Source organism: Streptomyces sp. NBC_00341, assembly GCF_041435055.1.
Lineage (GTDB): Bacteria > Actinomycetota > Actinomycetes > Streptomycetales > Streptomycetaceae > Streptomyces.
Genome location: NZ_CP108002.1, coordinates 3694998 through 3717840, shown reverse-complemented (window position 1 = coordinate 3717840; position 22843 = coordinate 3694998). Strand labels below are relative to the sequence as shown.

Below are 22843 nucleotides of genomic sequence, written 5' to 3'. Positions count from 1 at the left end.
GTCTGTTACGTAGAGAAATGGGAGGCGCCCTAGTGGACGCGGGACTCAAGCGCGAGCTGGAGCAGAAGGTCCGGGCCGGCGAGCGGCTGACCCGCGAGGACGGGATCGCGCTCTACGAGTCCGACGACCTCGCCTGGCTCGGCGGTCTGGCCCATGAGGTGCGCACGCGCAAGAACGGCGATGTCGTCCACTTCAACGTCAACCGCCACCTCAACATGACGAACGTGTGCACCGCGTCGTGCGCGTACTGCTCGTTCCAGCGCAAGCCGGGCGAGAAGGACGCGTACACGATGCGCATCGAGGAGGCCGTCCGTCTCGCGAAGGCGATGCAGGGCGAGAACCTCACCGAGCTGCACATCGTCAACGGGCTGCACCCCACCCTGCCGTGGCGCTACTACCCGCGTTCGCTGAGCGCGCTGAAGGAAGCGCTGCCTGAGGTCTCCCTCAAGGCCTTCACCGCCACCGAGATCCACCACTTCGAGACCATCTCCGGGCTCTCCGCCTCCGAGATCCTCGACGAGCTGATCGATGCCGGTCTGGAATCGCTGACCGGCGGCGGCGCGGAGATCTTCGACTGGGAGGTCCGGCAGCACATCGTGGACCACGCCACCCACTGGGAGGACTGGTCGCGGATCCACCGGCTCGCGCACGAGAAGGGGCTCAAGACCCCGGCGACGATGCTGTACGGGCACATCGAGGAGCCCCGCCACCGCGTCGACCACGTGCTGCGGCTGCGTGAGCTCCAGGACGAGACCGGCGGCTTCCAGGTCTTCATCCCGCTGCGCTACCAGCACGACTTCGTGGACATGAAGGACGGCAAGGTCCGCAACAAGCTCCAGGCACGGACGACGATGGCGACCGGCGCCGAGGCGCTCAAGACCTTCGCGGTCTCCCGGCTGCTCTTCGACAACGTCCCGCACGTCAAGGTCTTCTGGGTGATGCACGGCGTGCAGACCGCCCAGCTCGCGCTCCAGCACGGCGCGGACGACATGGACGGCTCGGTCGTCGAGTACAAGATCACGCACGACGCGGACAACTACGGCACGCCCAACAAGCTCGGCCGTGAGGACCTGCTGGACCTGATCCGCGACGCCGGCTTCCGGCCCGTCGAGCGCAACACCCGGTACGAGATCCTCCGCGAGTACCCGGGCCCGGACGCGGACCGGCGCGAGTCGCCGCAGCCGATGCGGGTCTGAACCCGGCGCGCGCCCCCGGGCGCGCGCAGTGCTGTACCGCTTCACGAAAGCTCCGGCCGCCGTCCCGGCCGGAGCTTTCTCGCGTTTCGGACGGGGTCTTCCGACGGGATTGAGCGCAGCGCTCGTAATGGTTAATCTGCCTCTATGACACTTACCTTTGAGCTGGACCCTCCCTTTGACAGGCCCCTGCGGGACGGCATCACCGCGCTCTGGGCCGATGTGTCCAACGCGGGCGGCGCGGTGGGCTTTGTACCGCCCGTCACGGCGGAGGACGTCCGGCCCGAACTGGTCAAGCACCTCACCGCCATCACGGAGGAGCGCACCCGCCTCCTCGTCGGCTACGACGAGGAGGGCACCGTCGCCGCCACCGCCTTCCTGGCCCGGAACACGCACCGGCTGATGTCGCACTGGGTCTGGCTCTACACGGTGATGGTCCACCCCCGCCACCAGGGCCGGGGCTTCGGACGCGACCTGATGGCCGCGGCCGCCGACGCCGCGCGCTCCATCGAGGGCATCGAGGCCATCCGGCTCACCTGCCGGGGCGGCACGGGCGCCGACCGCTTCTACGCCGCCTGCGGCTACAAGGAGGTCGGGCGGGTGCCGGGGGCGATCCGGGTGGGCGACGGGGACGACCGCGACGACGTCATCATGCTGCTGCCGCTCGGCTGAGAGCGATCGTCCAGGGCCGCCGCGCGGCCCCTTGGCGGAGCCCTCCGAACCGCTCGATTACGGGGCATGCTTCACTGGACGGGCAGGACTGTCACGTAGAGAGAAGGCGAGCTGTGTCCGCTGCAAAGCCGAGCGCAATGATCCGGTACACCGCGATGCGTCTCAGTATCTTCGTCGGCTGCTTCGCGCTCTCCGCCGTGGCCGTCAACTACGGGCTGCTGCCCTCCGGAGCGGGGGGCTCGAACATCATCTGGGTCATCCTGCTCGCCCTCGTGCTCTCCGCGCCGCTCAGCTACGTGCTGCTGCGCAAGCAGCGCGACGAGATGTCCGAGCAGATCGTCTCCAAGGTCGACCGGACCAAGGCCCGCCTTGAGGCGAACCGGGCCCGCGAGGACGGCGTCACCCAGTAGGGGACAGCCAGGGACCGTAAGGGAAATGTAAGCTCCCTCACACCCGCACCAATTCTTCTCGAAGCCCCAGCGCCGGAGCGAACGCTCCTGTACTGGGGCTTTCGCGTTGCCCCGGGGCCTGTTGGGGGATACCGCCGCCTGCTCGCGGGCTCCGCCGGGTGTGCGGACGCAGTCTCATACCAAAGAAGACCTTTGAGGTTCTCAAAGTTCAAGTGTTAACGTGTTCGGCATGAAGACAGCTGTGCGCCTCCGACCTGCCGCGAGCATCCCGCTCGTGGCGCGCCTGCATGTCGATCTCTGCCGCTGTATGTCCGCGGTCTGTTGCCGCAACGTCTGAACGGCATCATGCAGCGGCGCCGCCTCTGACGCGGGCGCCGCACCCCCGTCCCCTCCGCACACTGTCCCCGTGCGTCCCGATGCGTCACATCTGGAGTGTGTCCGTGTCCGCGAACCCCGCGTCCGCCACCACCGATGAGCCCTCCGGCTCCGGTTTCCGCATACCCAAGGTCCCGTTCTGGGCCCAGATCGTCGCCGGTCTCGTCCTCGGCGTACTGCTCGGCTGGCTCGCCCGCAGCCAGGACATCGGCTGGCTCTACACCACGCTCGACAAGGTCGGCCACATCTTCGTCCAGCTGCTGAAGCTGGCCGTCGCGCCCCTCGTCTTCTTCGCGATCCTGGTGTCGATCACCAACCTGCGCAAGGTCAACAACGCCGCCAGGCTGGCGGGCCGCACCGTCCTCTGGTTCATGATCACCTCGCTGATCGCGGTCGCCATCGGCCTCGCGATCGGCCTGATCACCAACCCGGGCTCCGGCACCGGCCTCACGCCGAAGGACGGCAAGGCCCCCGAGCAAGCCGGCTCCTGGCTCGACTTCCTGACCGGCATCATCCCGGAGAACGTGATCACGCCGTTCACCGACCTGAACGTCCTTCAGATCGTCTTCATGGCCGCCGTCGCCGGCATCGCCGCCCTGCAGCTCGGCGAGAAGGCCCAGCCGATCCTCACCCTCAGCGAAGCCGTCCTGGAACTCCTCCAGAAGGCCCTGTGGTGGGTCATCCGGCTCGCCCCGATCGGCACCATCGGCCTCATCGGCTACGCGATCGCGGACTACGGCTGGGACCTGATCGGCAAGTACGCGACGTTCACCGCCGACGTCTACATCGGCTGCGCCCTGGTGATGTTCGGCGTCTACCCGCTGCTCCTGGCCACCGTCGCCAAGGTCAGCCCGCTCCAGTTCTTCAAGGGCGCCTGGCCCGCGATCCAGCTCGGCTTCGTCTCGCGCTCCTCGGTCGGCACCATGCCGGTCACCCAGCAGGTCACCGAGCGCCTCGGCGTCCCGAAGGAGTACGCCTCCTTCTCGGTCCCGTTCGGCGCGACGACCAAGATGGACGGCTGCGCCGCGATCTACCCGGCGCTGGCCGCGATATTCATCGCGCAGATCTTCGACGTCCAGCTGGGCGTCGGTGACTACATCCTCATCGCGTTCGTCTCGGTGATCGGTTCCGCCGCCACCGCCGGTCTCACCGGCGCCACGGTCATGCTGACCCTGACGCTGTCGACGCTGGGCCTCCCGCTGGAGGGCGTCGGCCTGCTGATGGCCATCGACCCGATCCTGGACATGATGCGGACGGCGACGAACGTCGCGGGCCAGGCGCTGATCCCGGTGCTCGTCTCGGCACGCGAGAAGATCCTCGACCACGACCTGTACAACTCGGCCTCCGCCTCCCCGGTGGACGAGGCCGAGGTCCAGGACAGCGAGCCGGCGAAGGTGCCCGTCGCCGCCTGATCCACGCGGTCCCCAACAGCTCTGCCCCGTACCCTCGCACCTGGGTACGGGGCAGAGCCGTTTTGCGAACGCGCCGTACTCTTACCGGGGAGTAGTGCAGCGGGGGCGGGAGGAGTCCGGCATGGGTGCTGTGAAGGGCAAGCGGATGCCGCGCGCCGTGCGCGAGCAGCAGATGATGGACGCCGCGGTGCAGACGTTCGGGCGGCGCGGCTACCGGGCCGCCTCCATGGACGAGATCGCCGAGCTGGCCGGGGTGTCCAAGCCGCTGGTGTACCTGTATCTGAATTCGAAGGACGAGCTGTTCACCGCGTGCATCCGGCGCGAGGCCCGGGAGCTGCTCGCGGCCGTACAGGCGGGGGCGGAACCGGGGCTGCCCGCCGACCGGCAACTGTGGTCCGGGCTGCGGGCGTTCTTCACGCACACCGCGCAGAACCCGGACGGCTGGGCGGTGCTGTACCGGCAGGCGCGTACGCACGGGGAGCCGTTCGCCACCGAGGTGAGCGTGATGCGCGACGAGATCGTTGCGTTCGTGACGGGTCTGATCGGGGCGGCGGCCCGCGAGGCCCATCACGACCCGGCGCTCCCCGACCGCGACGTGGTGGGGCTCGCGCAGGCGCTGGTGGGCGCCGCGGAGTCGCTGGCCGGCTGGGCGAACGAGACCCCGGGCGTCTCCGCGAAGGAAGCGGCGTCCACCCTGATGAACTTCTCCTGGGCGGGCCTGGAGAACCTCATGAACGGGCGCTCCTGGCAGCCGCCGTCCCGGTGAGGTGGACACGGGCGTCGTCGCCCTCGCCGTCGCGGAGCTGGAAGCCGGTGCCGTCGGAGGCGTAGGTGACGGTGCCGGGCAGCAGGACGGGCGCCCTGAAGTCGGCCCGTACCGTGTGGATCAGGTGCGGCCGCGGGGTCTGCGCGAGGCAGTGGGCCACGGTCCACATACCGTGCGCGATGGCGCGCGGGAAGCCGAACAGCCGCGCCGTCAACGGATACAGGTGGATGGGGTTGCGGTCGCCGGAGGCTGCTCCGTAGCGCCGTCCCAGGTCTGCGGGGAGCCGCCACTCGGCGACGGCGGGGAGCGCCGGTCCGGGGGCGGCGGGGGACGGGGCCGTGCCCGTGCCCGGACCTGTGCCCGTGCCCGGACCCGGACCTGTACCTGTGCCCGTGCCCGTACGTGTCGGGTGCCGGGACAGGTAGCCGCTGCGGGACTCCCACACCAGCTCTCCCGAGAGCCGGGCCTCGGTGACCACGGTGACCTCGGTGCCGCGCCGGTGCGGCGTCAACCCGTCGGCGTACACCGTCAGTTCGAGGGCGTCCGTGGGGTGCAGGGTCCGGTGTGCGGTGATCTCGATCCAGGTGTGGACGAGTCCGGTGACCGGCAGCGGGAAGCGGCGCCGGGTCATCAGCCGCATCGCGAGCGGGAAGGCCAGGACGTGGGGGTAGGTGACCGGCAGGGCGTCCGGCTCCGTGAAGCCGCAGATCCTGCGGTACGCGGCCAGCGGGCCGGCCGCGGGGGGTGCGGGCGGTGCGGTCGCGCGGTCGGGCGGCAGTACGGCTTCCGGGCGGCCGGGCCGTTTGAACGGGGACGTGGCGGCGCCGCGCGCCAGCGAGAGGATCAGGCTCGGCACCGGGTCACGCCCCCAGCAGGCTCTGGCCGCAGACCCGGACGACCTGGCCGTTGACGGCGCTCGACGCGGGCTGGGCGAACCAGGCGGTCGTCTCGGCGACATCGACCGGGAGCCCGCCCTGCGAGAGCGAGTTCATCCGGCGGCCCGCCTCGCGGATGAAGAGCGGCACGGCGGCGGTCATCTTCGTCTCGATGAAGCCGGGCGCGACCGCGTTGACGGTGACGCCGTGCTCCGCCTCCGCGCGCGGGGCGAGCGAGCGGACCAGCCCGATGATGCCTGCCTTGCTGGCCGCGTAGTTGGTCTGGCCGTTGTTGCCGGCGATGCCCGCGATGGAGGCGGTGGCGACGATCCGGCCGCCCCGGTTGACGGTGCCGGTCTTCAGCAGCGCGTCCGTGGTGCGCAGGACGCTGTCGAGGTTGACGTCGATGACCGGGGCCCAGCGGTCGGCGGGCATGTTGGCGAGCCGCCGGTCGCGGGTGATGCCGGCGTTGTGGACGAGGACGTCGAGGCCGTCCGGGGCGGCGGCGGTGATCCGGGCCGCCGCGTCGGCCGCGGTGACGTCCAGCGGCAGGGCGGTCGCGCCGAGCCGGGCGGCGGTGCGCTCCAGGTCCTCGCGGGCCTGCGGGACGTCCAGGCAGATGACGTGGGCGCCGTCCCTGGCGAGCACGGAGGCGACAGAGGCGCCGATGCCGCGCGCCGCCCCGGTGACCAGCGCGGTGCGTCCGGCGAGCGGGGCGGCCCAGTCGTCGACCGGGGCGGGGGCGGCCGAGGTCACCTCGATGACCTGACCGCTGATGTACGCGGACCGGGGCGACAGCAGGAAGCGCAGGGTCGATTCGGCGCCGGTGACCGCGCCGGGCACGACGCGGACCAGCTGCGCGGTCGAGCCCTTGCCGATCTCCTTGCCGAGGGAGCGCACGAAGCCTTCGAGGGCCTGCTGGGCGGCGGCCTGGTGGTGGTCGTCCGGGGACGGCCGCACGCCGAGGACGACGACGCGTCCGCCCGGTGCGAGGGAGCGGACGACGGGGTGCAGTGCGCCGTGCACGGCCCCGAGCCCGGCGGCGGTGTCGACAGCCGTGGCGTCCAGGACGAGCGCGGCGGGCCGTTCCGTACTCGCCCGCACCTCCAGGCCGGTCGCGGCGAGGACGGCGCCGAGCTCGTCGGTCACGGTGGAGTCCCCGGCGGTGAGGTGGAGTACGGGGCCGGTGAGCGACGGGGTCTCCAGGGACCAGCGGCGCAGCGGTGCGGGCTGCGGCAGGCCGGTGCGCCGGGTCAGGAACCGGCCGGTCGCTGTGCCGGTGAAGTGCAGATAGCGGTCGGCCATTGTCCAGACTCCCTGCTCGGTCTTAGATTTACTCCAGAGTAAGGTTACTCAAGAGTCAGGAGTTGGTCGAGATGAGTTGGTCGAGTTGATCCCCCTCGCACTCCCGCAGCCCCGCAGGGTCGCGGTCATCGGCGGCAGCCGTATCCCCTTCGCCCGCTCCGACGGGCCGTACGCGCAGGCCTCCAACCAGCAGATGCTGACCGCCGCGCTGGACGGACTGGTCGAGCGGTTCGGGCTCCAGGGGCAGCGGGTCGGGGAGTTCGCCGCCGGCGCGGTCCTCAAGCACAGCCGGGACTTCAACCTGGCCCGGGAGACCGTGCTCGGCTCCCGGCTCGACCCGCGCACGCCCGCGTACGACATCCAGCAGGCCTGCGGCACCGGCCTCCAGGCCGTCATCGCCGCCGCCAACAAGATCATGCTCGGGGCGCTCGACTCGGCGGTCGCGGGCGGCGCGGACACCACCAGCGACGCGCCGCTCGGCGTCAACGACGAGCTGCGCAGGCTGCTGCTCTCTGCGCGGCGCGCGAAGTCGGCGGGCGGCCGGGCGAAGGCCCTCGCGGGCGTACGTCCCCGCCATCTCGTCCCGGACATCCCGCGCAACGCGGAACCCCGCACCGGTCTCTCGATGGGCGACCACGCGGCGGTCACCGCCCGCCAGTGGGACATCGCCCGCGCGGACCAGGACCTGCTCGCCGCCACCAGCCACCAGCGCCTCGCCGCCGCCTACGAGCGGGGGTTCCTGGACGACCTGGTCGTCCCGTACCTCGGCCTGGACCGGGACCAGAACCTGCGCCCCGGCTCCACGGTGGAGAAACTCGCCACCCTGAAACCGGTGTTCGGCGCGGACCACCCGGACGCGACGATGACCGCGGGCAACTCCACCCCGCTCACGGACGGCGCCGCGACGGTGCTGCTGGCGAGCGAGGAGTGGGCCGAGCGGCACGGGCACGAACCGCTGGCCTACCTCTCGCTGTACGAGACCGCCGCGGTGGACTACGTGGGCGGTGAGGACGGTCTGCTGATGGCGCCCGCGTACGCCGTGCCGAGGCTGCTGGAGCGGGCCGGTCTCGGCGTCGAGGACTTCGACCTCTTCGAGGTCCATGAGGCCTTCGCCTCCCAGGTGCTCGCCACGCTGGCCGCCTGGGAGAAGGCGGGACTGGCCCCCGTCGACCGGGAGAAGCTCAACGTGGCCGGCTCCTCGCTCGCCACCGGGCACCCGTTCGCCGCGACGGGCGCCCGGATCGTCGCCACCCTCGCGGGGCTCCTCGCGGAGCGGGACGCCCCGGGACGCGGGCTGATCTCGATCTGCGCGGCCGGCGGCCAGGGCGTCACGGCGATCCTCGAACGCGCCTGACCCGTAAGCCCGTACCCCCGTACACGTAGGCACGTCCCGACCCGTTCAGACCCCGCCCGACCCCGATGCCCGAGGAGCCGCACGTGTCCACGCCACCCGCCACCACCACCGCGCCCGTCCTGGTCGAGCCGACCAGGGTCAGGGCCGCCGACGGCACCGTCCAGCAGGTCTCCGTACCGGCGTTCGCCCCGCCCGTCCGGCGCGGCTCGCTCGCTGAGATCCCGTTCGACAACGCCCGCGAGGCCCCGGCCGACGCCGTCCTCAGCCGCAAGCAGCCGGACGGCAGCTGGCAGGACGTGACGGCGGCTGAGTTCGCGGGCGAGGTGCTCGCCGTCGCCAAGGGCCTGATCGCGGAAGGGCTGCGGGGCGGCGACCGCATCGCGATCATGGCCCGTACGACGTACGAGTGGACGCTGCTGGACTTCGCGGCGTGGGCCGCCGGCCTGGTCACCGTCCCCATCTACCCGACCTCCTCCGCCTTCCAGGCCCGCTGGATACTCCAGGACTCCGGCGCCGCCGCCTGCGCGGTCGAGACGGCGGAGCAGGCCCGCGTCATCAGCCAGGAACGCAAGCAGCTCGGCGGCCTCACCCACCTCTGGCAGTTCGACACGGGCGTGCTGGGACGGCTGAAGACGGCCGGCCGGGACGTCCCCGACGACGCCGTCGCGGCCCGCCGCGCCACCCTGGAACCGGAGACCCCCGCCACCCTCATCTACACCTCCGGCACCACCGGCCGCCCCAAGGGCTGTGTGCTGACCCACGGCAACTTCTACGCCGAGGTCGACAACGCCATCGAGCTGCTGCACCCGGTGTTCAAATCGGTCAGCAAGTACCCCGCGTCCACCCTGCTGTTCCTGCCACTTTCGCACGTCTTCGGCCGGATGGTCGCGATCGGCTGCCTGCGCGCGAGGGTCAGGCTCGGCCACGCCCCGTCCATCCAGACCGAGGACCTGCTCGCGGACCTGGCCGGTTTCAGACCGTCGTTCCTGCTGGCCATCCCGTACGTCCTGGAGAAGGTGTACAACACCGGCCGGGCCACCGCGGAGAAGATGGGCCGCGCCTCGTCCTTCGACCGGGCCGCCCGGATCGCCCAGCGCTACGGCCAGGCCGTCGAGGCCGCGGAACACGGCACCGGACCGGGCCCCGGACTCGGTCTGCGGGCGGCCCGCGCGCTCTACGACCCGCTGGTCTACCGCCGGATCAGGGCCGCGCTCGGCGGCCAGGTCCGGTACGCGATCTGCGGCGGCTCCCCGCTCGGCAGCCGGCTCGCCGCCTTCTACGCGGGCGCCGGCATCGAGATCTTCGAGGGCTACGGACTGACGGAGACCACCGCGGCCGCCACGGTGACCCCGCCGCTGAGGCCGCGGCTGGGCACGGTTGGCTGGCCGCTGCCGGGCACCGCCGTCCGCATCGCGCCGGACGGCGAGGTGCTGCTCAGCGGCGGCCAGGTGTTCCAGGGCTACTGGGACGCGGCGCGCGGCGAGGCCGTTCCCGCGCTCGACGGCGGCTGGTTCGCCACCGGGGACCTGGGCGCGCTCGACGAGGACGGCTACCTCACGATCACCGGCCGCAAGAAGGACATCCTCATCACCTCGGGCGGCAAGAACGTCACCCCGGCCCCGCTGGAGGACTGGCTGCGCGCCCACCCGCTGGTCAGCCAGTGCATGGTGGTCGGTGACAACCGCTCGTTCATCACCGCCCTGATCACCCTGGAGCCGGACGGGCTCTCCCACTGGCGCCGGATGCGCAAGAAGGAGGGCGTCCCGGTGCGCGAACTGATCCACGACGAGGAACTGCACACCACGCTGCAACGCGCGGTCGACGAGGCCAACCGGCTCGTCTCCCGCGCCGAGTCGATCCGGAAGTTCACCGTGCTGCCGGTGGACTTCACCGAGGAGCGCGGCCACCTGACCCCGTCGCTGAAGCTGAAGCGGGACGCGATCAGCCGGGACTTCGCGGCGGAGATCGAGGAGCTTTACCGCAAGTGAGGCGGCCTTGGTGCGGGGGCTCCTTGGTGCGGGGTTCCTCGGTGCGGGGTTCCGTCCTCAATCGCCGGACGGGCTTGGGTGGTGCGGGTGCTCCGCCGGGTGCGGGTGCGCCCTGTCCGGTGGGTGGGGGTTCGGGGTCCCTCCGGGGCGTCTCCTCGAACGACGAACGTGCGGGGGGTCCGCATTGCGTACCCGGGTCTGTGTTCGTCGTTCTGCGGGGACTCCCCTGCACGCCCCCGAACCCTGCCGTCGCGCGTCTGCGGCCGTTGTGAAGCCGGTGTGCGGACGCTAGTGATGCGGGGTCCGTCGCGACCTTTGTCTGCCGTCCGGATACTTTCGTCCGGCGGTCCTGGCCCATCGGCCGATGCCCGCCGCCGGGTGGCCGGACCAGCATCGGTTCCATGGCCCCCGCACGCGCACACCACCACCGCCTCCGCTCCGCGCTCGGCCTCTTCCTGCTGGCACCGCTGATCGGGGAGTTCCTGCTCGGTAACCAGCCGATCACGGCGCTGCCCTCGGTGTTCCTGCTCGCGCCCCTGTACGGGGGCGGCGCGCTGCTGGTCCGGGAGACGGCCCGCCGCGCCGGGCGCGGCTGGCCGACCATGATCCTGCTCGGCGCGGCGTACGCGCTGATCGAGGAGGGGCCGGTCGACCAGATGCTGTGGAACCCGCACTACGGCGGCTTCGACCTGGGGGCCGCGTACGCGGGGGCCCGGGTGCCGCTGCTGGACACCGGCGTCCAACTGCTCCAGGACGTGCTGACGCTGCACACCGTGTGGAGCGTCTGCGTGCCCATCGCCCTCGTCGAGGCCTTCGCCCGCGGCGGTGACCGCACCCGCCCCTGGCTCGGTCTCCCCGGCCTCTGCGCGACCGTCCTCGTGTTCACCGCCGGCTCGGGCTTCCTCGCCCTGGCCCAGGTGGAGTCCGAGGACTTCGCGGCCACGCCCGCGCAGTTCGCCGCGGCGGGCGTGCTCATCGCCCTGCTGATCGCTGCCGCCTTCCTGTGCCGGCCTCTGGGAGTCCGGCATACGGCCGGGCGCACGCCGCCCGCGCCCTGGGTGGTCGGTGCGCTGTCCTTCGCCGCGACGAGCGCGTACTGGGGGCGGGAGTACCTGCCCGACGGAGTGCCGGCGGCGGTGCCCGTCCTCGGCTGGGTGCTGCTGGTGGCCGCGGTCCTGGTGCCGGGCGTGCGCTGGGCGCGCGGCGAGGGGTGGACCGGGGCGCACCGGCTCGGGCTCGCCGGGGGCGCGCTGCTCACCTATGTCTGGGTGGGGTTCGAGCAGGCACGGTATCTCGATGTGTCCCGCGCCACCGGTCTCATCGGCAACGTGGTGTTCGCGGCGGGCGCCCTGGTGCTGCTGGGTGCGGCGGCGCGGGCGGGCGGGCGCCTGCGGCCGGGTTCACGCCCGCCCCTTGTCTGATGGAGCGTCAGGTACGACGATGGCCCCGCGCGTCGTCAAGTGACGAGGCGTCAGATCTGGTCCAGGGGAAGGAGGCCGGACGGTGCCGATACTGCCCGCCGGGCCGCTGTCGTACGGGATGCAGCTCCCGATCCAGTCGCAGAGCGCCATCTACGCAGAGCCGTGGGAGGGCGGGGCGACCCCGGCCGACCTCGCCGAGATCGCCCGCACCGCCGACCGTACCGGGTTCGCTTACCTCGCGAGCTGTGACCACGTCGCCATTCCGCGCCGGCTCGCGGAGGGGATGAGCACGGTCTGGTACGACCCGGTCGCCACGCTCGGGTTCCTCGCCGGGGTCACCGAGCGGGTGCTGCTGATGAGCCATGTCGCGGTCGTCGGACTGCGGCATCCGCTGGCCACCGCCAAGCAGTACGCGACCCTCGACCACCTCAGCGGCGGCCGGCTGATCCTCGGGGTCGGGGCCGGGCACGTGCGCGAGGAGTTCGACGCGCTCGGGGCGGACTTCGACGGGCGCGGCGGCGTGCTCGACGAGACCGTCGACGCGCTGAAGGCCGCGCTCGGGCCTGAGGAGTACCCGGAGTTCGCGGGGGAGCGGTTCTCCTTCAGCGGGCTGGGCCAGCTGCCCAGGCCCGCCCAGGAGCGGGTGCCGATCTGGGTGGGCGGGTCCTCGCCCGCCGCGGTGCGCAGGGCCGCCGTGCGGGGGGACGGCTGGCTGCCGCAGGGTGATCCGCGCGGGAAGCTGCCGGAGCAGATCGCCCGGCTGCACGCGCTGCGCGAGGCCGCCGGGGTGGCGGAGCCGATCGTCGTCGGGGCCATCACGGAACCGCTGTACGTGGGCGAGCCGGACTGGTCCGTGGGGCGGCGCACCCTCAGCGGGAAGCCGGAGGCCCTCGCGGAGTCGCTGCGGGAGTACGCGGCGATGGGCGTGCACCAGATACAGGTGCGGTTCCGCAGTCGCAGCAGAGCCGAACTGACCGATCAGATGGCGGCGTTCGCCGCCGATGTCGCACCTCACCTCGACAGGTAGGAGTCAGGTCATGGGGAAGCTGGACGGGCGGACCGTGCTGATCAGCGGCGCGGCGCGCGGGCAGGGCGAGCAGGAGGCGCGGCTCTTCGCGGCGGAGGGCGCCCGGGTGGTGATCGCCGATGTGCTCGACGAGCAGGGCGAGGCGCTCGCGAAGGAGCTGGGGGAGGAGAACGCGCTCTTCGTCCACCTCGACGTGAGCCAGGAGGCTGACTGGCAGGCGGCGGTCGCCGCGGCGAAGGCCGCCTTCGGGCGGATCGACGGGCTGGTCAACAACGCGGGGATCCTGCGGTTCAACGAGCTGGTGACCACGCCGCTGGAGGAGTTCCAGGCGATAGTGCAGGTCAACCAGGTGGGCGCCTTCCTGGGGATCAAGACGGTCGCGCCCGAGATCGTGGCGGCGGGCGGCGGGACCATCGTCAACACCTCCTCGTACACCGGGCTCACCGGTATGGCGTTCGTCGGCGCGTACGCCGCGACCAAGCACGCCGTGCTGGGCCTGACCAAGGTGGCGGCGGTGGAGCTGGCGGCGAAGGGGGTCAGGGTCAACGCCGTCTGTCCCGGGGCCGTGGACACCGCGATGTCCAATCCGGCGATGCTGGACCCGGACGCCGACCAGGAGGAGTCGAAGGGGGCGGTGGACGCGCTCTACCGCAAGCTCGTCCCGCTCGGCCGGATCGGCCGTCCCGAGGAGGTGGCCGCCCTGGCGCTGTTCCTGACCTCGGACGACTCCTCGTACATCACCGGGCAGCCGTTCGTCATCGACGGCGGGTGGCTGGCCGGGGTCAGCCTCTTCTGACCGCCACCACTCATCTGACCTGACGAGGCGTCAGGTATTGACGGGTCAGGGTGTCGGTGGAACAGTCGGACGCATCAGAATCTGACGGAGTGTCAGAAACGATTGAGGACGGTGAACCCCCTTGGAATTCGGGCTCTTTGTACAGGGGTATGTGCCCGCCGCGCGGGCCAAGGCGGACCCCGGGGCAGAGCACAAGGCGCTGATCGAGGAGACCGAGTACGTCATCCAGGCGGACAAGTCCGGCTTCAAGTACGCCTGGGCCTCCGAGCACCACTTCCTGGAGGAGTACTCGCACATCTCGGCCAACGACGTGTACCTGGGCTACCTCGCCCACGCCACGGACCGCATCCACCTCGGATCCGGCATCTTCAACCCGCTCGCCCCGGTCAACCACCCGGTGAAGGTGGCCGAGAAGGTCGCCATGATGGACCACCTCTCCGAGGGGCGCTTCGAATTCGGCACCGGGCGCGGGGCGGGCAGCCACGAGATCCTCGGGTTCATGCCGGGCATCACCGACATGAACCACACCAAGGACCTGTGGGAGGAGACCATCGGGGAGTTCCCCAAGATGTGGCTCCAGGACGAGTACGTCGGCTTCCAGGGCAAGAGCTGGTCGCTGCCGCCGCGCAAGATCCTGCCCAAGCCGTACGGGAAGTCGCACCCGGCGATGTGGTACGCGGCCGGCTCGCCGTCCTCGTACGCCATGGCGGGCAAGAAGGGGCTCGGCGTGCTGGGCTTCAGCGTGCAGAAGGTCTCCGACATGGAGTGGGTCGTCGAGTCCTACAAGACGGCCGTCAAGGACGCCGAGCCGATCGGTGACTTCGTCAACGACAACGTGATGGTCACCTCGACGGCGATCTGCGCCGAGACCCACAAGAAGGCCGTCGAGATCGCGGTGGGCGGCGGGCTGAACTACCTCCAGTCGCTGCTGTTCCGCTACCACGACACGTTCCCGCGCCCGGAGGGCATCCCGGAGTGGCCGGAGCTGCTGCCGGAGTACTCGGAGGAGATCATCGAACTCCTCATCGCAGAGGAGCTGATGATCTGCGGCGATCCGGACGAGGTGCTGGCGCAGTGCCGGCGCTGGGAGCGGGCGGGGGCGGACCAGCTGAGCTTCGGGCTGCCGATCGGGATCAGCCCCGAGGACACGCTTAACTCGATCAAGCTGATCGGTGAGCACGTGATCCCGAAGATCGACACGGACCCGGTCCACCGCACGACGCGGTTCCGCGACGCGGCGTGAAACCGAGCCCCTCCGGCGATTGAGGAGCGGGGGTCCGGGGGCAGCGCCCCCGGCCACACACGGGCGGCGTCTTCCCGGATCGCCGTTCCGCCGGCCGGGGTGCGTACCGCGGCCGTACGCACCCCGGCACACATCCAGTTCTGTACACACGGAAGGGACCCCTCATGCTCGACCACCTCATCCGCGGAGCGACCGTCGTGGACGGCACCGGCGGGCCCTCCTACCTCGCGGACATCGGAATCCGGGACGGCCGTATCGCCGTCGTCGCGGAGCCCGGTACGGCCCCCGGGCCCGCCGCGACGACCGAGGACGCCACCGGCCTCGTCCTCGCGCCCGGGTTCGTCGACCCGCACACCCACTACGACGCCCAGCTCTTCTGGGACCCGTACGCCACCCCGTCGATGAACCACGGCGTGACCACCGTCGCCGGGGGCAACTGCGGGTTCACCCTCGCCCCGCTCCACCCGGACCGGCCCGAGGACGCCGACTACACCCGGCGCATGATGTCGCGGGTCGAGGGCATGGCGCTCAAGGCCCTGGAGGAGGGCGTGGACTGGACATGGTCCAGCTTCCGCGAGTACCTCGACGCCCTCGACGGGCGGATCGCCGTCAACGCCGGATTCATGGTCGGGCACTGCGCGCTGCGCCGGCACGTCATGGGCGCGGAAGCCGTCGGCGGACAGCCCACGCCCGCCCAACTGGACGCGATGCTGGCCCTGTTCCACGACGCGATGGACGCCGGGGCGTGGGGCCTGTCCACCACCCAGTCCTCCACCCACGCCGACGGCGACGGACAGCCGGTCGCCTCCCGGCACGCGCTGCCCGAGGAACTCCTCGCGCTCTCCCGCGCGGTCGGTGAGCACGAGGGCACCCAGATCGAGGCGATCGTGGCGGGCTGCCTCGACCAGTTCTCCGACGAGGAGATCGAGCTGTTCGTCGACATGACGGCGGCGGCCGGACGCCCGCTCAACTGGAACGTCCTGACCATCGACGCCGCCGTCCCGGAGCGCGTACCGCGCCAGCTGGTCCCCAGCGAACGCGCCCGCCGCGCGGGCGGCCGGATCGTCGCGCTCACGATGCCGATCCTGACCCCGATGAACATGTCGCTCGGCACGTTCTGCGCCCTCAACCTGATCCCCGGCTGGGGCGACATCCTGTCCCTGCCCGTCCCCGAGCGCATCGAGCGGCTCCGGGACGCGGACACCCGCACCGAGATGCTGCGCCGCGCCAACAGCAAGGAGGCCGGCGTCTTCCGCCGCCTCGCGAACTTCGGCCGGTACGTCATCGGCGACACCTACAGCGCGGCCAACGAGGGCCTCGGCGGCCGGGTCGTCAACGACATCGCCGCAGAGCGCGGCCAGGACCCCTTCCAGTGCCTCGTCGAGATCTGCGCGGCCGACGAACTGCGCACGGTCCTGTGGCCGATGCCCACCGACAACGACCCCGACTCCTGGGCGCTGCGGCAGCGGACCTGGGAGCACGAGGACGTCATGCTCGGCGGCTCCGACGCGGGCGCCCACCTGGACCGGATGTGCGGAGCCCCGTACACCACCCGGTTCATCGGTGACTGCCTGCGCGGCCGCAAGCTCGTCCCCCTCGAAGCGGCCGTCAAGATGCTCACCGACGACCCCGCGCGACTCTTCGGCCTGCGCGACCGGGGCCGGATCGCGGAGGGCTACCACGCCGACCTGGTGCTCTTCGACCCCGAACGCATCGACGCGGGGCCGGCCACCCTCGTCCACGACCTGCCGGGCGACAGCCCCCGGCTCGACTCCAAGGCCCTCGGCATCGTGTCGGTCCGGGTCAACGGGGTGGAGACGCTGCGCGACGACAAGGTGACCGGCGCGGTCCCCGGCACGGTGCTGCGCTCCGGACGCGACACCCGGACGGTGAGCACGCAGTGACCACGACTCCCCAGCGCCTCTTCATCGGCGGCGAGTGGACCGAACCCGCGAACGGCCACTACGAGGTGATCAACCCGGCCACGGAAGACGTCGTCGGCCTCGCCCCAGAGGCGAGCCGGGCGCAGGTGTACGAGGCGGCAGCAGCGGCCCGCGAGGCCTTCGCGAGCTGGTCCCTGACCCGCCCGGAGGAACGCGCCGCGATCCTCGACCGCGCCGCGGACCTGATGCAGCGCGACTTCACCGCCAACGCCGCGCTCGCCCAGGCGGAGAGCGGCGCCACCACCGGCACCGCGCGCGGGATGCAGGTGGCTGTCGGCGCCGCCCGGTTCCGGCGGTACGCGAAGGGCGCCCTGGAACCGGCGGAGGAGGCGGTCCCGCCGCAGATCAACGAGGCCGGTCCGATGGGCCGGGCCGGGATCTTCGGGGCGCTCGCGGTCCGCCAGCCGGTGGGCGTCGTCACCTGCATCACCTCGTACAACAACCCCTGGGCCAACCCGGCGGGCAAGATCGCCCCGGCGCTCGCGATGGGCAACACGGTCGTCGTGAAGCCCGCGCCGCAGGACCCGCTCTCCGTCTACCGGATGGCGGAGGCCCTCGCGGAGGCCGGTGTTCCGCCGGGCGTCGTCAACGTGATCAGCGGTTCCGGGGCGGAGGCGGGCGAGGCCGCCGTGGACTCGCCCGACGTCGACATGGTCAGCTTCACCGGCTCCACCTCGGTCGGGCAGCGCATCGCGGAGGTCTGCGGCCGGTCCATGAAACGGCAGCTGATGGAGCTGGGCGGCAAGGGCGCCGCCGTGGTCCTCGACGACGCCGACCTCGACTCGGCGGTGGCGGGGATCGGCACCACGTTCTCGTTCTACAGCGGTCAGATCTGTACGGCTCCGACCCGCGTCCTGGTCCAGCGGGCGGCGCACGACGCCCTGATCGAGAAGCTCGCGGGGTACGCCGGGTACCTGACGGTGGGGGACCCGACGGCGAAGGGCACGGTCGTCGGCCCGGTCATCTCCGCCGCCCACCGGGACCGCGTCGAGTCGTACGTCGAACTGGGCCGCAAGGAGGGAGCCCGGATCGTCACCGGAGGCGACCGCCCGGAGCCGACCGGCAGCGGCTTCTACGTGGCGCCCACGCTGCTGGCCGACTGCACACCCGACATGCGGGTCGTGCGGGAGGAGATCTTCGGCCCGGTCGTGGTGGTCGTGCCCTTCGACGACGAGGAGGAGGGCATCGCGCTGGCCAACGACAGCGACTACGGGCTGATCGACTACGTCTGGTCCGGCGACGTGGCCCGCGCCTTCCGCGTCGCCCGCAGGCTGCGGGCGGGCGGGGTCGGCGTGAACACCATCGGCCGGAACATGGAGGCCCCGTTCGGCGGGTTCAAGCGCAGCGGGGTGGGACGCGACGTCGGCTCGTACGCCCTGCACGCCTACAGCGAACTCCAGGCGATCGTCTGGCCGGGCTGAGCCCCCCGCACCGGCCGGCCCGCCCCGCCCCGGCCGGAGAGGACACGGCGCGAGAGTATCTCGTCATCAAGTATCTTGACATCGAGATTAATTCGCGACAGGCTTCCCCGGTCTGCTGAGCCGTGGAGAGATTCGGGGGTGGGGCGGTGCGACGCGCCACGAAGGGCAAGGGCGGGAGCAAGGGCAAGGGCGACCGGGTTCCGGCGCGCGGGCCGGGGCTGCTGGCGCAGCTGCGTAACCCGCCGGGCGGCCGTAACGCCCGGATCATGCTGCTCGCCCTGTCGGTCGACCGCACCGGATCGGGGCTGTGGGCCGCGTCCTCGGTTCTGTACCTCACCTTCGTGACGCATCTGAGCGCCCAGCAGATCGGGGTGCTGCTGGGCGTGGCCGGGGTGGCGGGCATCGCCGGTTCGCCGCTGGCCGGACGGCTGGCCGGGCGCTTCCCGCTGCGTCCGCTGCTGGTCGGCTGCCATCTGCTGCGGCTGGTGACCCTGACCCTGGTGCTGCTGTGTCCCGGGTTCGAGGCGCTGCTGCCCGTCGTCGCCGCGACCTACCTGGGGGACAGGGCGGCCAAGACGCTGGAGATGCTGTTCGCCACCCGCGCGGCGGGCGAACGCCGTTCCGCCTACCAGGCGTTGTCGCGCAGCGCGGCCAACGCCGGGTACGGAGTCGGCGCCGGGATCGCGGCCGTCGGACTGGCCGTGGGCACCACGGACGCCTATCGCGCACTGATCCTCGGCAACGCGCTGTCGTTCCTCGTGGCGGCGGTGCTGGTGTGGCGCACCGGCGAGCTGCGGGAGGCGACGGTCGAGGTCGCGCGGTCGGCGGCGGCGCCCGGGGCCGCGTCGGCGCCCGCCGCCGGACGCACCCCCGGCCGGCCGAAGAGCCCCTGGCGGGACCGCGGTTACCTCAGGTTCGTCCTGCTCGACATCCCGATGAACCTCGACGACTCCGTCCTCGCCGTCGGGCTGCCGCTGTGGCTGGTCAACCGCACCTCGGCGCCGCACGCCCTCGTACCGGCCTTCCTGGTCATCAACACCGTGCTGGTCGTCGTGCTCCAACTGACCGTGTCCAGAAGGGCCGAGGGCCCGCGCAGGACGGTGCGGACCCTGCTGCTGTACGGCGGCCTGATGTTCGTGTGCTGCGCGCTCCTGGCCGGGGCCACCCGGTGCGGCACCTGGACGGCCGCGGCGGTCCTGCTCGGCGCGGCGGTGCTGGTCACGCTCGCGGAGCTGATGCGCTCGGTGAGCTCGTGGGAGCTGGCCGTCCTGCTGGCGCCCCCGGAGGCGCGGGCCGGCTACCTCGGGGTGGCGGGCATGTCGCAGTCCATCCAGAAGTCCGCCGGGCCCCCGCTGCTGACCGGCGTGGTGATGGCCGCAGGACCGGCGGGGTGGCTGGTCCTGGGGACGGTGATCGCGGGCCTCGCGGTGGCGCAACGGCGTTCCTGCGCCCAGCGGTTTTGTGCTCTCGCGCAACCCGTCCCGGACCGCACGCGGACCGCCGTACCGGTTGCGCCGGAGTAGCGGGCGGCCGGCCGGCCGGGCGGTGTCCGAGGAGTGCAGCGGCGGTGCCCCGTGACCACCCCCGGGGCCCCTTGGCCGGCCGGGCGCGACGCGGTATCCATGGCAGGGACCGATGGCTGGAGGCACTGTGCACGAGCAGGAACGCCGCACCACCCGCGCCGGGCGCCCGCGGGCGCGGGACCAGGAGTCGGACCGCCCGTCAGGGCCGGTCGCGGCGCCGGGGCCCCCGGCGGAGCTGGCCGTGCTCCAGCGGACGGTGGGCAACGCGGCCGTCGCACGGATGCTCGCGGACCGGGAACGGGACCGCGACCCGGACGTGGCCCGGGAGCAGCCCGTGCAGCCCGTGCAGCGCTCTGCGGTGCGCCAGGTGCTGGGCACGACGGGCCGCCCGCTCGACCAGCCGGTGCGCGAGGACATGGAGGCCAGGTTCGGCACGGACTTCTCCGACGTCCGGCTGCACACGGACGCCACCGCCCAGCGCTCCGCCGCGGAGATCGGCGCCCGCGCGTACACGTCCGGCAGTCACATCGTCCTGGGCGGCGCGACGACCGACGAACACACCCTCGCCCACGAACTGACCCATGTGGTCCAGCAGCGTTCCGGCCCGGTGGCGGGCACGGACGACGGGACCGGGCTGAAGGTCTCCGACCCCTCCGACCGCTTCGAGCGGGCGGCGGAGGCCAACGCGCACCGCGTCATGGCCGCGCCGCACGCGCACGACGCCGCCGAGGCCGGGGTGCGGCGCAGCAGCGTGACCGCGGCACACGACCACGCCGTGCAGCGGGCCCCGGCCGCCGGCGGGCCCGCACCGGTCCTCGCTGCCCCGGTCCTGGGCGCCTACAACGAGGAAGGGGTCTGCGGCAACTTCTCCCGGGTACGGGAATGGCAGCTCGCCAACCCGCAGCAAGGGGTGATCATCCAGCAGGTGAACAGGCGCTTCGCGGTGGAGCGGCACACCGGCCAGAGCTGGGCCCCGGTCGACGGCCCCGGGCTGGACGCCTATGTGTCGGCCGCCGGCGGGACGGCCAACGGGAGCGAGCTCCGGTACTGGGAGCTGTGGGTGGTCAACGCGGACGGCACGATCAGCGACGGGGGCGACGACACCTTCGGCATGACCTCGCTGATCGCGAGCGCGGGACAGATCCACAACACCACCCGGGGATCCTTCACGATCAGCGGCGAGGCGCACTTCTACGCCACCAACCAGGCTCCGGCGGCCATGGGGTTCCAGCGCGGCGGGGCGGTCTCGGCGGGCGGACTGTACAGCCGCACCACCGATCCGCAGTCCGAGCTGACCGCCCTCGGCCTGGCCCCGGCGGCCGGACCGCTCCGCTACGCCGCTCAAGCCACCTGGGACAGCTCTGACCTGCGGACTCCCGCGGCGGCGGCCAAGCCGAGGAACACCGTGTACACCCCGAAGGCGGCGTGGTCCAAGGTGCAGGAGAGCACGACCTGATCCGGGGGACGGCCCGGGGTCAGCTCTCCAGGAACACCGGATTGGTCAGCGCCGCCAACGCTCCGGGCAGCCCCGGTACCGTCGCCGGATGCCGGACCTCGGCCCGCACATAGGTGGCGTTCGCGGGCGTCGTACGCCACTGCGCCGTCCCCGTCCCCGACTTCGGGAGCGCCGACGTGAACAGCGTGCCCTGGTCGGTGACGAAGTGCGCGGTGCAGTCCGGGGCGCCGGTGACCTCCAGCCGTACGGTGACCGGGGTGTCGTCCCCCGGGGCCCGCAGCCGCTCACCGATCCCGGCGTGGTGCCCGCGCCCGTCCGAGACGCCGAAGGAGAGGCTGACGGCGGACGACTCCGCGATGTAGGAGCGCCCGGCCCGGATGCCCGCCACGATGGCCTCGCGGGACAGCTCCTCGGCCAGGACGACGGTCTGCGGGAGCCCGATCCGGTCCGGCTCCCGGTGGGCGTCGCTGTTGCCCATCGCCGGAACCCAGGACGTGAACGAACGGGCCGCCGCCACCAGGGAGTTGTCCCACTCGGCCAGGGCGATCTCGTCCTCGGGGGTGTAGGCGCCGTTCCAGACCTCCACCGCGTCCGCCTCGCCGAGCCCGAACTTCCAGTGGCAGCCGATGCAGGTGGCGTGCGGATGGGCGGGCACGACCAGACCGCCGGCCCGGCGGACGGCCTTCGCGTAACGCCCGAAGCGGTTGTCCCCGGCCCGGTAGCGCCAGTCGACGAACGTGCCCGGCTCTGTGGCGAGCGCGAGCACATGGCCGTTGCGGGTGGTGACCTCCTCGCCCGTCAGGACGAGCAGATCGTCACCCCACAGTCCGCCCCAAGCACCGTGCGCGGACGTGGTGTTGTGGTCGCTGCTGTTGATGAAGTCGAGCCCGGCCGCGCGGGCCCCGGCGGCGATCCCGGCCGGGGTCCGCTCGCCGTCCGAGTGCACGGAGTGCAGGTGGCAGTCCCCCCGGTACCAGGCGCGTCCACGCCCCTTCGCGCGCTGCGGCGGATACCCGGGGCGAGGCGTGGCCGTCGTGGGCCCGGTGCGCAGGATGACCGTCACCTCGTACGGCAGACCCTCGGGGGCGACGGTGTACGGGCCGAGGGCGATGTGCCAGGTCCCGGCCCGCACCGGCCCCGCGAGATAGCCGGGGGTCGCCGCGTCGCCCCGGATGAAGAAGCTGCCGCGCGCCCCGCCGGACCACCCCCGGAACCCCGGCCCGCCCAGCTCCGTACCGCGCTCGTCGAAGATGCCGATGTCCAGGGCGTTGCCCTGCGTCCCGGCCGGGACGGGCGTCTTCTCGTACGTGTACGAGACGGCGATCTCCGCGATCCCGCGCGGGACGTCGACCGGCAGGTACACGTAGTCGGGGGACCCGGGCGGCAGGACGCCGCGCACGGTGCTGGACCGGGTGCCGCCCTCGTCGGCGGCGGCGAAGCTCACGGTCCCCAACGTTAGGGCGGTGGCGGCCGTCCCGACGAGAAGGCCACGCCTGGCGATCGGGCGGTCTGCGGAACGTGCCGCGGTCATCGGTACCTGAGTGGGTTCGGGCATGGGGCGCTCCCCGGAGGTGGCGGACGAGACGAGGTCTGCGTACCGGTACACCGTGGTGGAGGGCGGTGAATGACCGATGAACGCGGTGAGTTCGGGACGGGTCCGGGC

Annotated in this window: 18 protein-coding genes; 15 read left to right on the top strand and 3 right to left on the bottom strand. The window is 72.1% G+C overall.

Going from position 1 to position 22843, the window contains the following annotated elements; genetic code table 11:
• Positions 1-32 precede the first annotated feature (32 nt).
• From mqnE to OG892_RS16615, 5 genes are all read left to right on the top strand, one after another.
• Complete coding sequence (gene mqnE, locus OG892_RS16635) at positions 33-1196, top strand: aminofutalosine synthase MqnE (protein ID WP_073737183.1); 1164 nt, start codon at positions 33-35, stop codon at positions 1194-1196.
• Positions 1197-1340: 144 nt separating this feature from the next.
• A complete protein-coding gene (locus OG892_RS16630; protein WP_371629578.1) occupies positions 1341-1865 on the top strand; it encodes an N-acetyltransferase family protein in 525 nt (174 codons plus the stop codon).
• Between the two features lie 155 nt (positions 1866-2020).
• Complete coding sequence (locus tag OG892_RS16625; protein WP_371629577.1) at positions 2021-2275, top strand: DUF4229 domain-containing protein; 255 nt, start codon at positions 2021-2023, stop codon at positions 2273-2275.
• A 440-nt stretch (positions 2276-2715) separates the two neighbouring features.
• Positions 2716-4062 carry a dicarboxylate/amino acid:cation symporter gene (locus OG892_RS16620; RefSeq protein WP_371629576.1) on the top strand — a complete coding sequence of 449 codons (1347 nt, stop codon included), beginning with the start codon at positions 2716-2718 and terminating at the stop codon, positions 4060-4062.
• A gap of 121 nt (positions 4063-4183) precedes the next feature.
• Positions 4184-4828, top strand: coding sequence for a TetR/AcrR family transcriptional regulator (locus OG892_RS16615; RefSeq protein ID WP_199884469.1), 645 nt, complete (start codon positions 4184-4186; stop codon positions 4826-4828).
• Here the strand turns inward: OG892_RS16615 and OG892_RS16610 are convergent.
• Together OG892_RS16610 and OG892_RS16605 are read right to left on the bottom strand one after the other, a co-directional pair.
• Positions 4791-5684 (bottom strand): MaoC/PaaZ C-terminal domain-containing protein, encoded by an 894-nt coding sequence (locus OG892_RS16610; protein WP_371629575.1) that lies wholly within the window; start codon positions 5682-5684, stop codon positions 4791-4793. The genes OG892_RS16615 and OG892_RS16610 overlap by 38 nt on opposite strands.
• Before the next feature lie 4 nt (positions 5685-5688).
• Positions 5689-7008 carry a 3-oxoacyl-ACP reductase gene (locus tag OG892_RS16605; protein ID WP_371629574.1) on the bottom strand — a complete coding sequence of 440 codons (1320 nt, stop codon included), beginning with the start codon at positions 7006-7008 and terminating at the stop codon, positions 5689-5691.
• A 76-nt stretch (positions 7009-7084) separates the two neighbouring features.
• On the opposite strand from OG892_RS16605, the gene OG892_RS16600 reads away from it, so the two are divergent.
• The 10 genes from OG892_RS16600 to OG892_RS16555 all read left to right on the top strand — a co-directional run bounded on the left by OG892_RS16600 (position 7085) and on the right by OG892_RS16555 (position 21180).
• Positions 7085-8362, top strand: coding sequence for an acetyl-CoA C-acetyltransferase (locus OG892_RS16600; protein ID WP_328866638.1), 1278 nt, complete (start codon positions 7085-7087; stop codon positions 8360-8362).
• 83 nt (positions 8363-8445) lie between these two features.
• The gene (locus tag OG892_RS16595; protein WP_073737188.1) at positions 8446-10350 is read left to right on the top strand and encodes a long-chain fatty acid--CoA ligase; all 1905 of its coding nucleotides are present in this window, start codon (positions 8446-8448) and stop codon (positions 10348-10350) included.
• 401 nt (positions 10351-10751) lie between these two features.
• Complete coding sequence (locus OG892_RS16590) at positions 10752-11771, top strand: hypothetical protein (protein ID WP_371629573.1); 1020 nt, start codon at positions 10752-10754, stop codon at positions 11769-11771.
• 82 nt (positions 11772-11853) lie between these two features.
• Complete coding sequence (locus OG892_RS16585) at positions 11854-12798, top strand: LLM class F420-dependent oxidoreductase (protein WP_371629572.1); 945 nt, start codon at positions 11854-11856, stop codon at positions 12796-12798.
• Positions 12799-12808: 10 nt separating this feature from the next.
• The gene (locus tag OG892_RS16580) at positions 12809-13594 is read left to right on the top strand and encodes a glucose 1-dehydrogenase (RefSeq protein WP_327337485.1); all 786 of its coding nucleotides are present in this window, start codon (positions 12809-12811) and stop codon (positions 13592-13594) included.
• A gap of 121 nt (positions 13595-13715) precedes the next feature.
• Positions 13716-14837 carry an LLM class flavin-dependent oxidoreductase gene (locus tag OG892_RS16575; protein WP_073737192.1) on the top strand — a complete coding sequence of 374 codons (1122 nt, stop codon included), beginning with the start codon at positions 13716-13718 and terminating at the stop codon, positions 14835-14837.
• 164 nt (positions 14838-15001) lie between these two features.
• The gene (locus OG892_RS16570; RefSeq protein ID WP_328866641.1) at positions 15002-16741 is read left to right on the top strand and encodes a D-aminoacylase; all 1740 of its coding nucleotides are present in this window, start codon (positions 15002-15004) and stop codon (positions 16739-16741) included.
• Complete coding sequence (locus tag OG892_RS16565) at positions 16738-18201, top strand: aldehyde dehydrogenase family protein (protein ID WP_073737194.1); 1464 nt, start codon at positions 16738-16740, stop codon at positions 18199-18201. Before OG892_RS16570 ends, OG892_RS16565 begins: the two co-directional genes overlap by 4 nt.
• Positions 18202-18347: 146 nt before the next feature.
• A complete protein-coding gene (locus tag OG892_RS16560; RefSeq protein ID WP_371629571.1) occupies positions 18348-19724 on the top strand; it encodes an MFS transporter in 1377 nt (458 codons plus the stop codon).
• Positions 19725-19836: 112 nt separating this feature from the next.
• Positions 19837-21180, top strand: coding sequence for a DUF4157 domain-containing protein (locus tag OG892_RS16555; protein ID WP_371629570.1), 1344 nt, complete (start codon positions 19837-19839; stop codon positions 21178-21180).
• Between the two features lie 19 nt (positions 21181-21199).
• Here the strand turns inward: OG892_RS16555 and OG892_RS16550 are convergent, their stop codons facing one another.
• Positions 21200-22711, bottom strand: coding sequence for a CehA/McbA family metallohydrolase (locus OG892_RS16550; protein WP_371631642.1), 1512 nt, complete (start codon positions 22709-22711; stop codon positions 21200-21202).
• Between the last annotated feature and the right edge of the window lie 132 nt (positions 22712-22843).

Bases quoted from the DNA above. Each gene is read 5' to 3' on its own strand.
- OG892_RS16630 (WP_371629578.1), top strand. From the start codon at position 1,341: ATGACACTTACCTTTGAGCTGGACCCTCCCTTTGACAGGCCCCTGCGG.
- OG892_RS16625 (WP_371629577.1), top strand. From the start codon at position 2,021: ATGCGTCTCAGTATCTTCGTCGGCTGCTTCGCGCTCTCCGCCGTGGCC.
- OG892_RS16615 (WP_199884469.1), top strand. From the start codon at position 4,184: ATGGGTGCTGTGAAGGGCAAGCGGATGCCGCGCGCCGTGCGCGAGCAG.
- OG892_RS16605 (WP_371629574.1), bottom strand. From the start codon at position 7,008: ATGGCCGACCGCTATCTGCACTTCACCGGCACAGCGACCGGCCGGTTC.
- OG892_RS16590 (WP_371629573.1), top strand. From the start codon at position 10,752: ATGGCCCCCGCACGCGCACACCACCACCGCCTCCGCTCCGCGCTCGGC.
- OG892_RS16580 (WP_327337485.1), top strand. From the start codon at position 12,809: ATGGGGAAGCTGGACGGGCGGACCGTGCTGATCAGCGGCGCGGCGCGC.
- OG892_RS16570 (WP_328866641.1), top strand. From the start codon at position 15,002: ATGCTCGACCACCTCATCCGCGGAGCGACCGTCGTGGACGGCACCGGC.
- OG892_RS16555 (WP_371629570.1), top strand. From the start codon at position 19,837: ATGGCTGGAGGCACTGTGCACGAGCAGGAACGCCGCACCACCCGCGCC.
- OG892_RS16550 (WP_371631642.1), bottom strand. From the start codon at position 22,711: ATGACCGCGGCACGTTCCGCAGACCGCCCGATCGCCAGGCGTGGCCTT.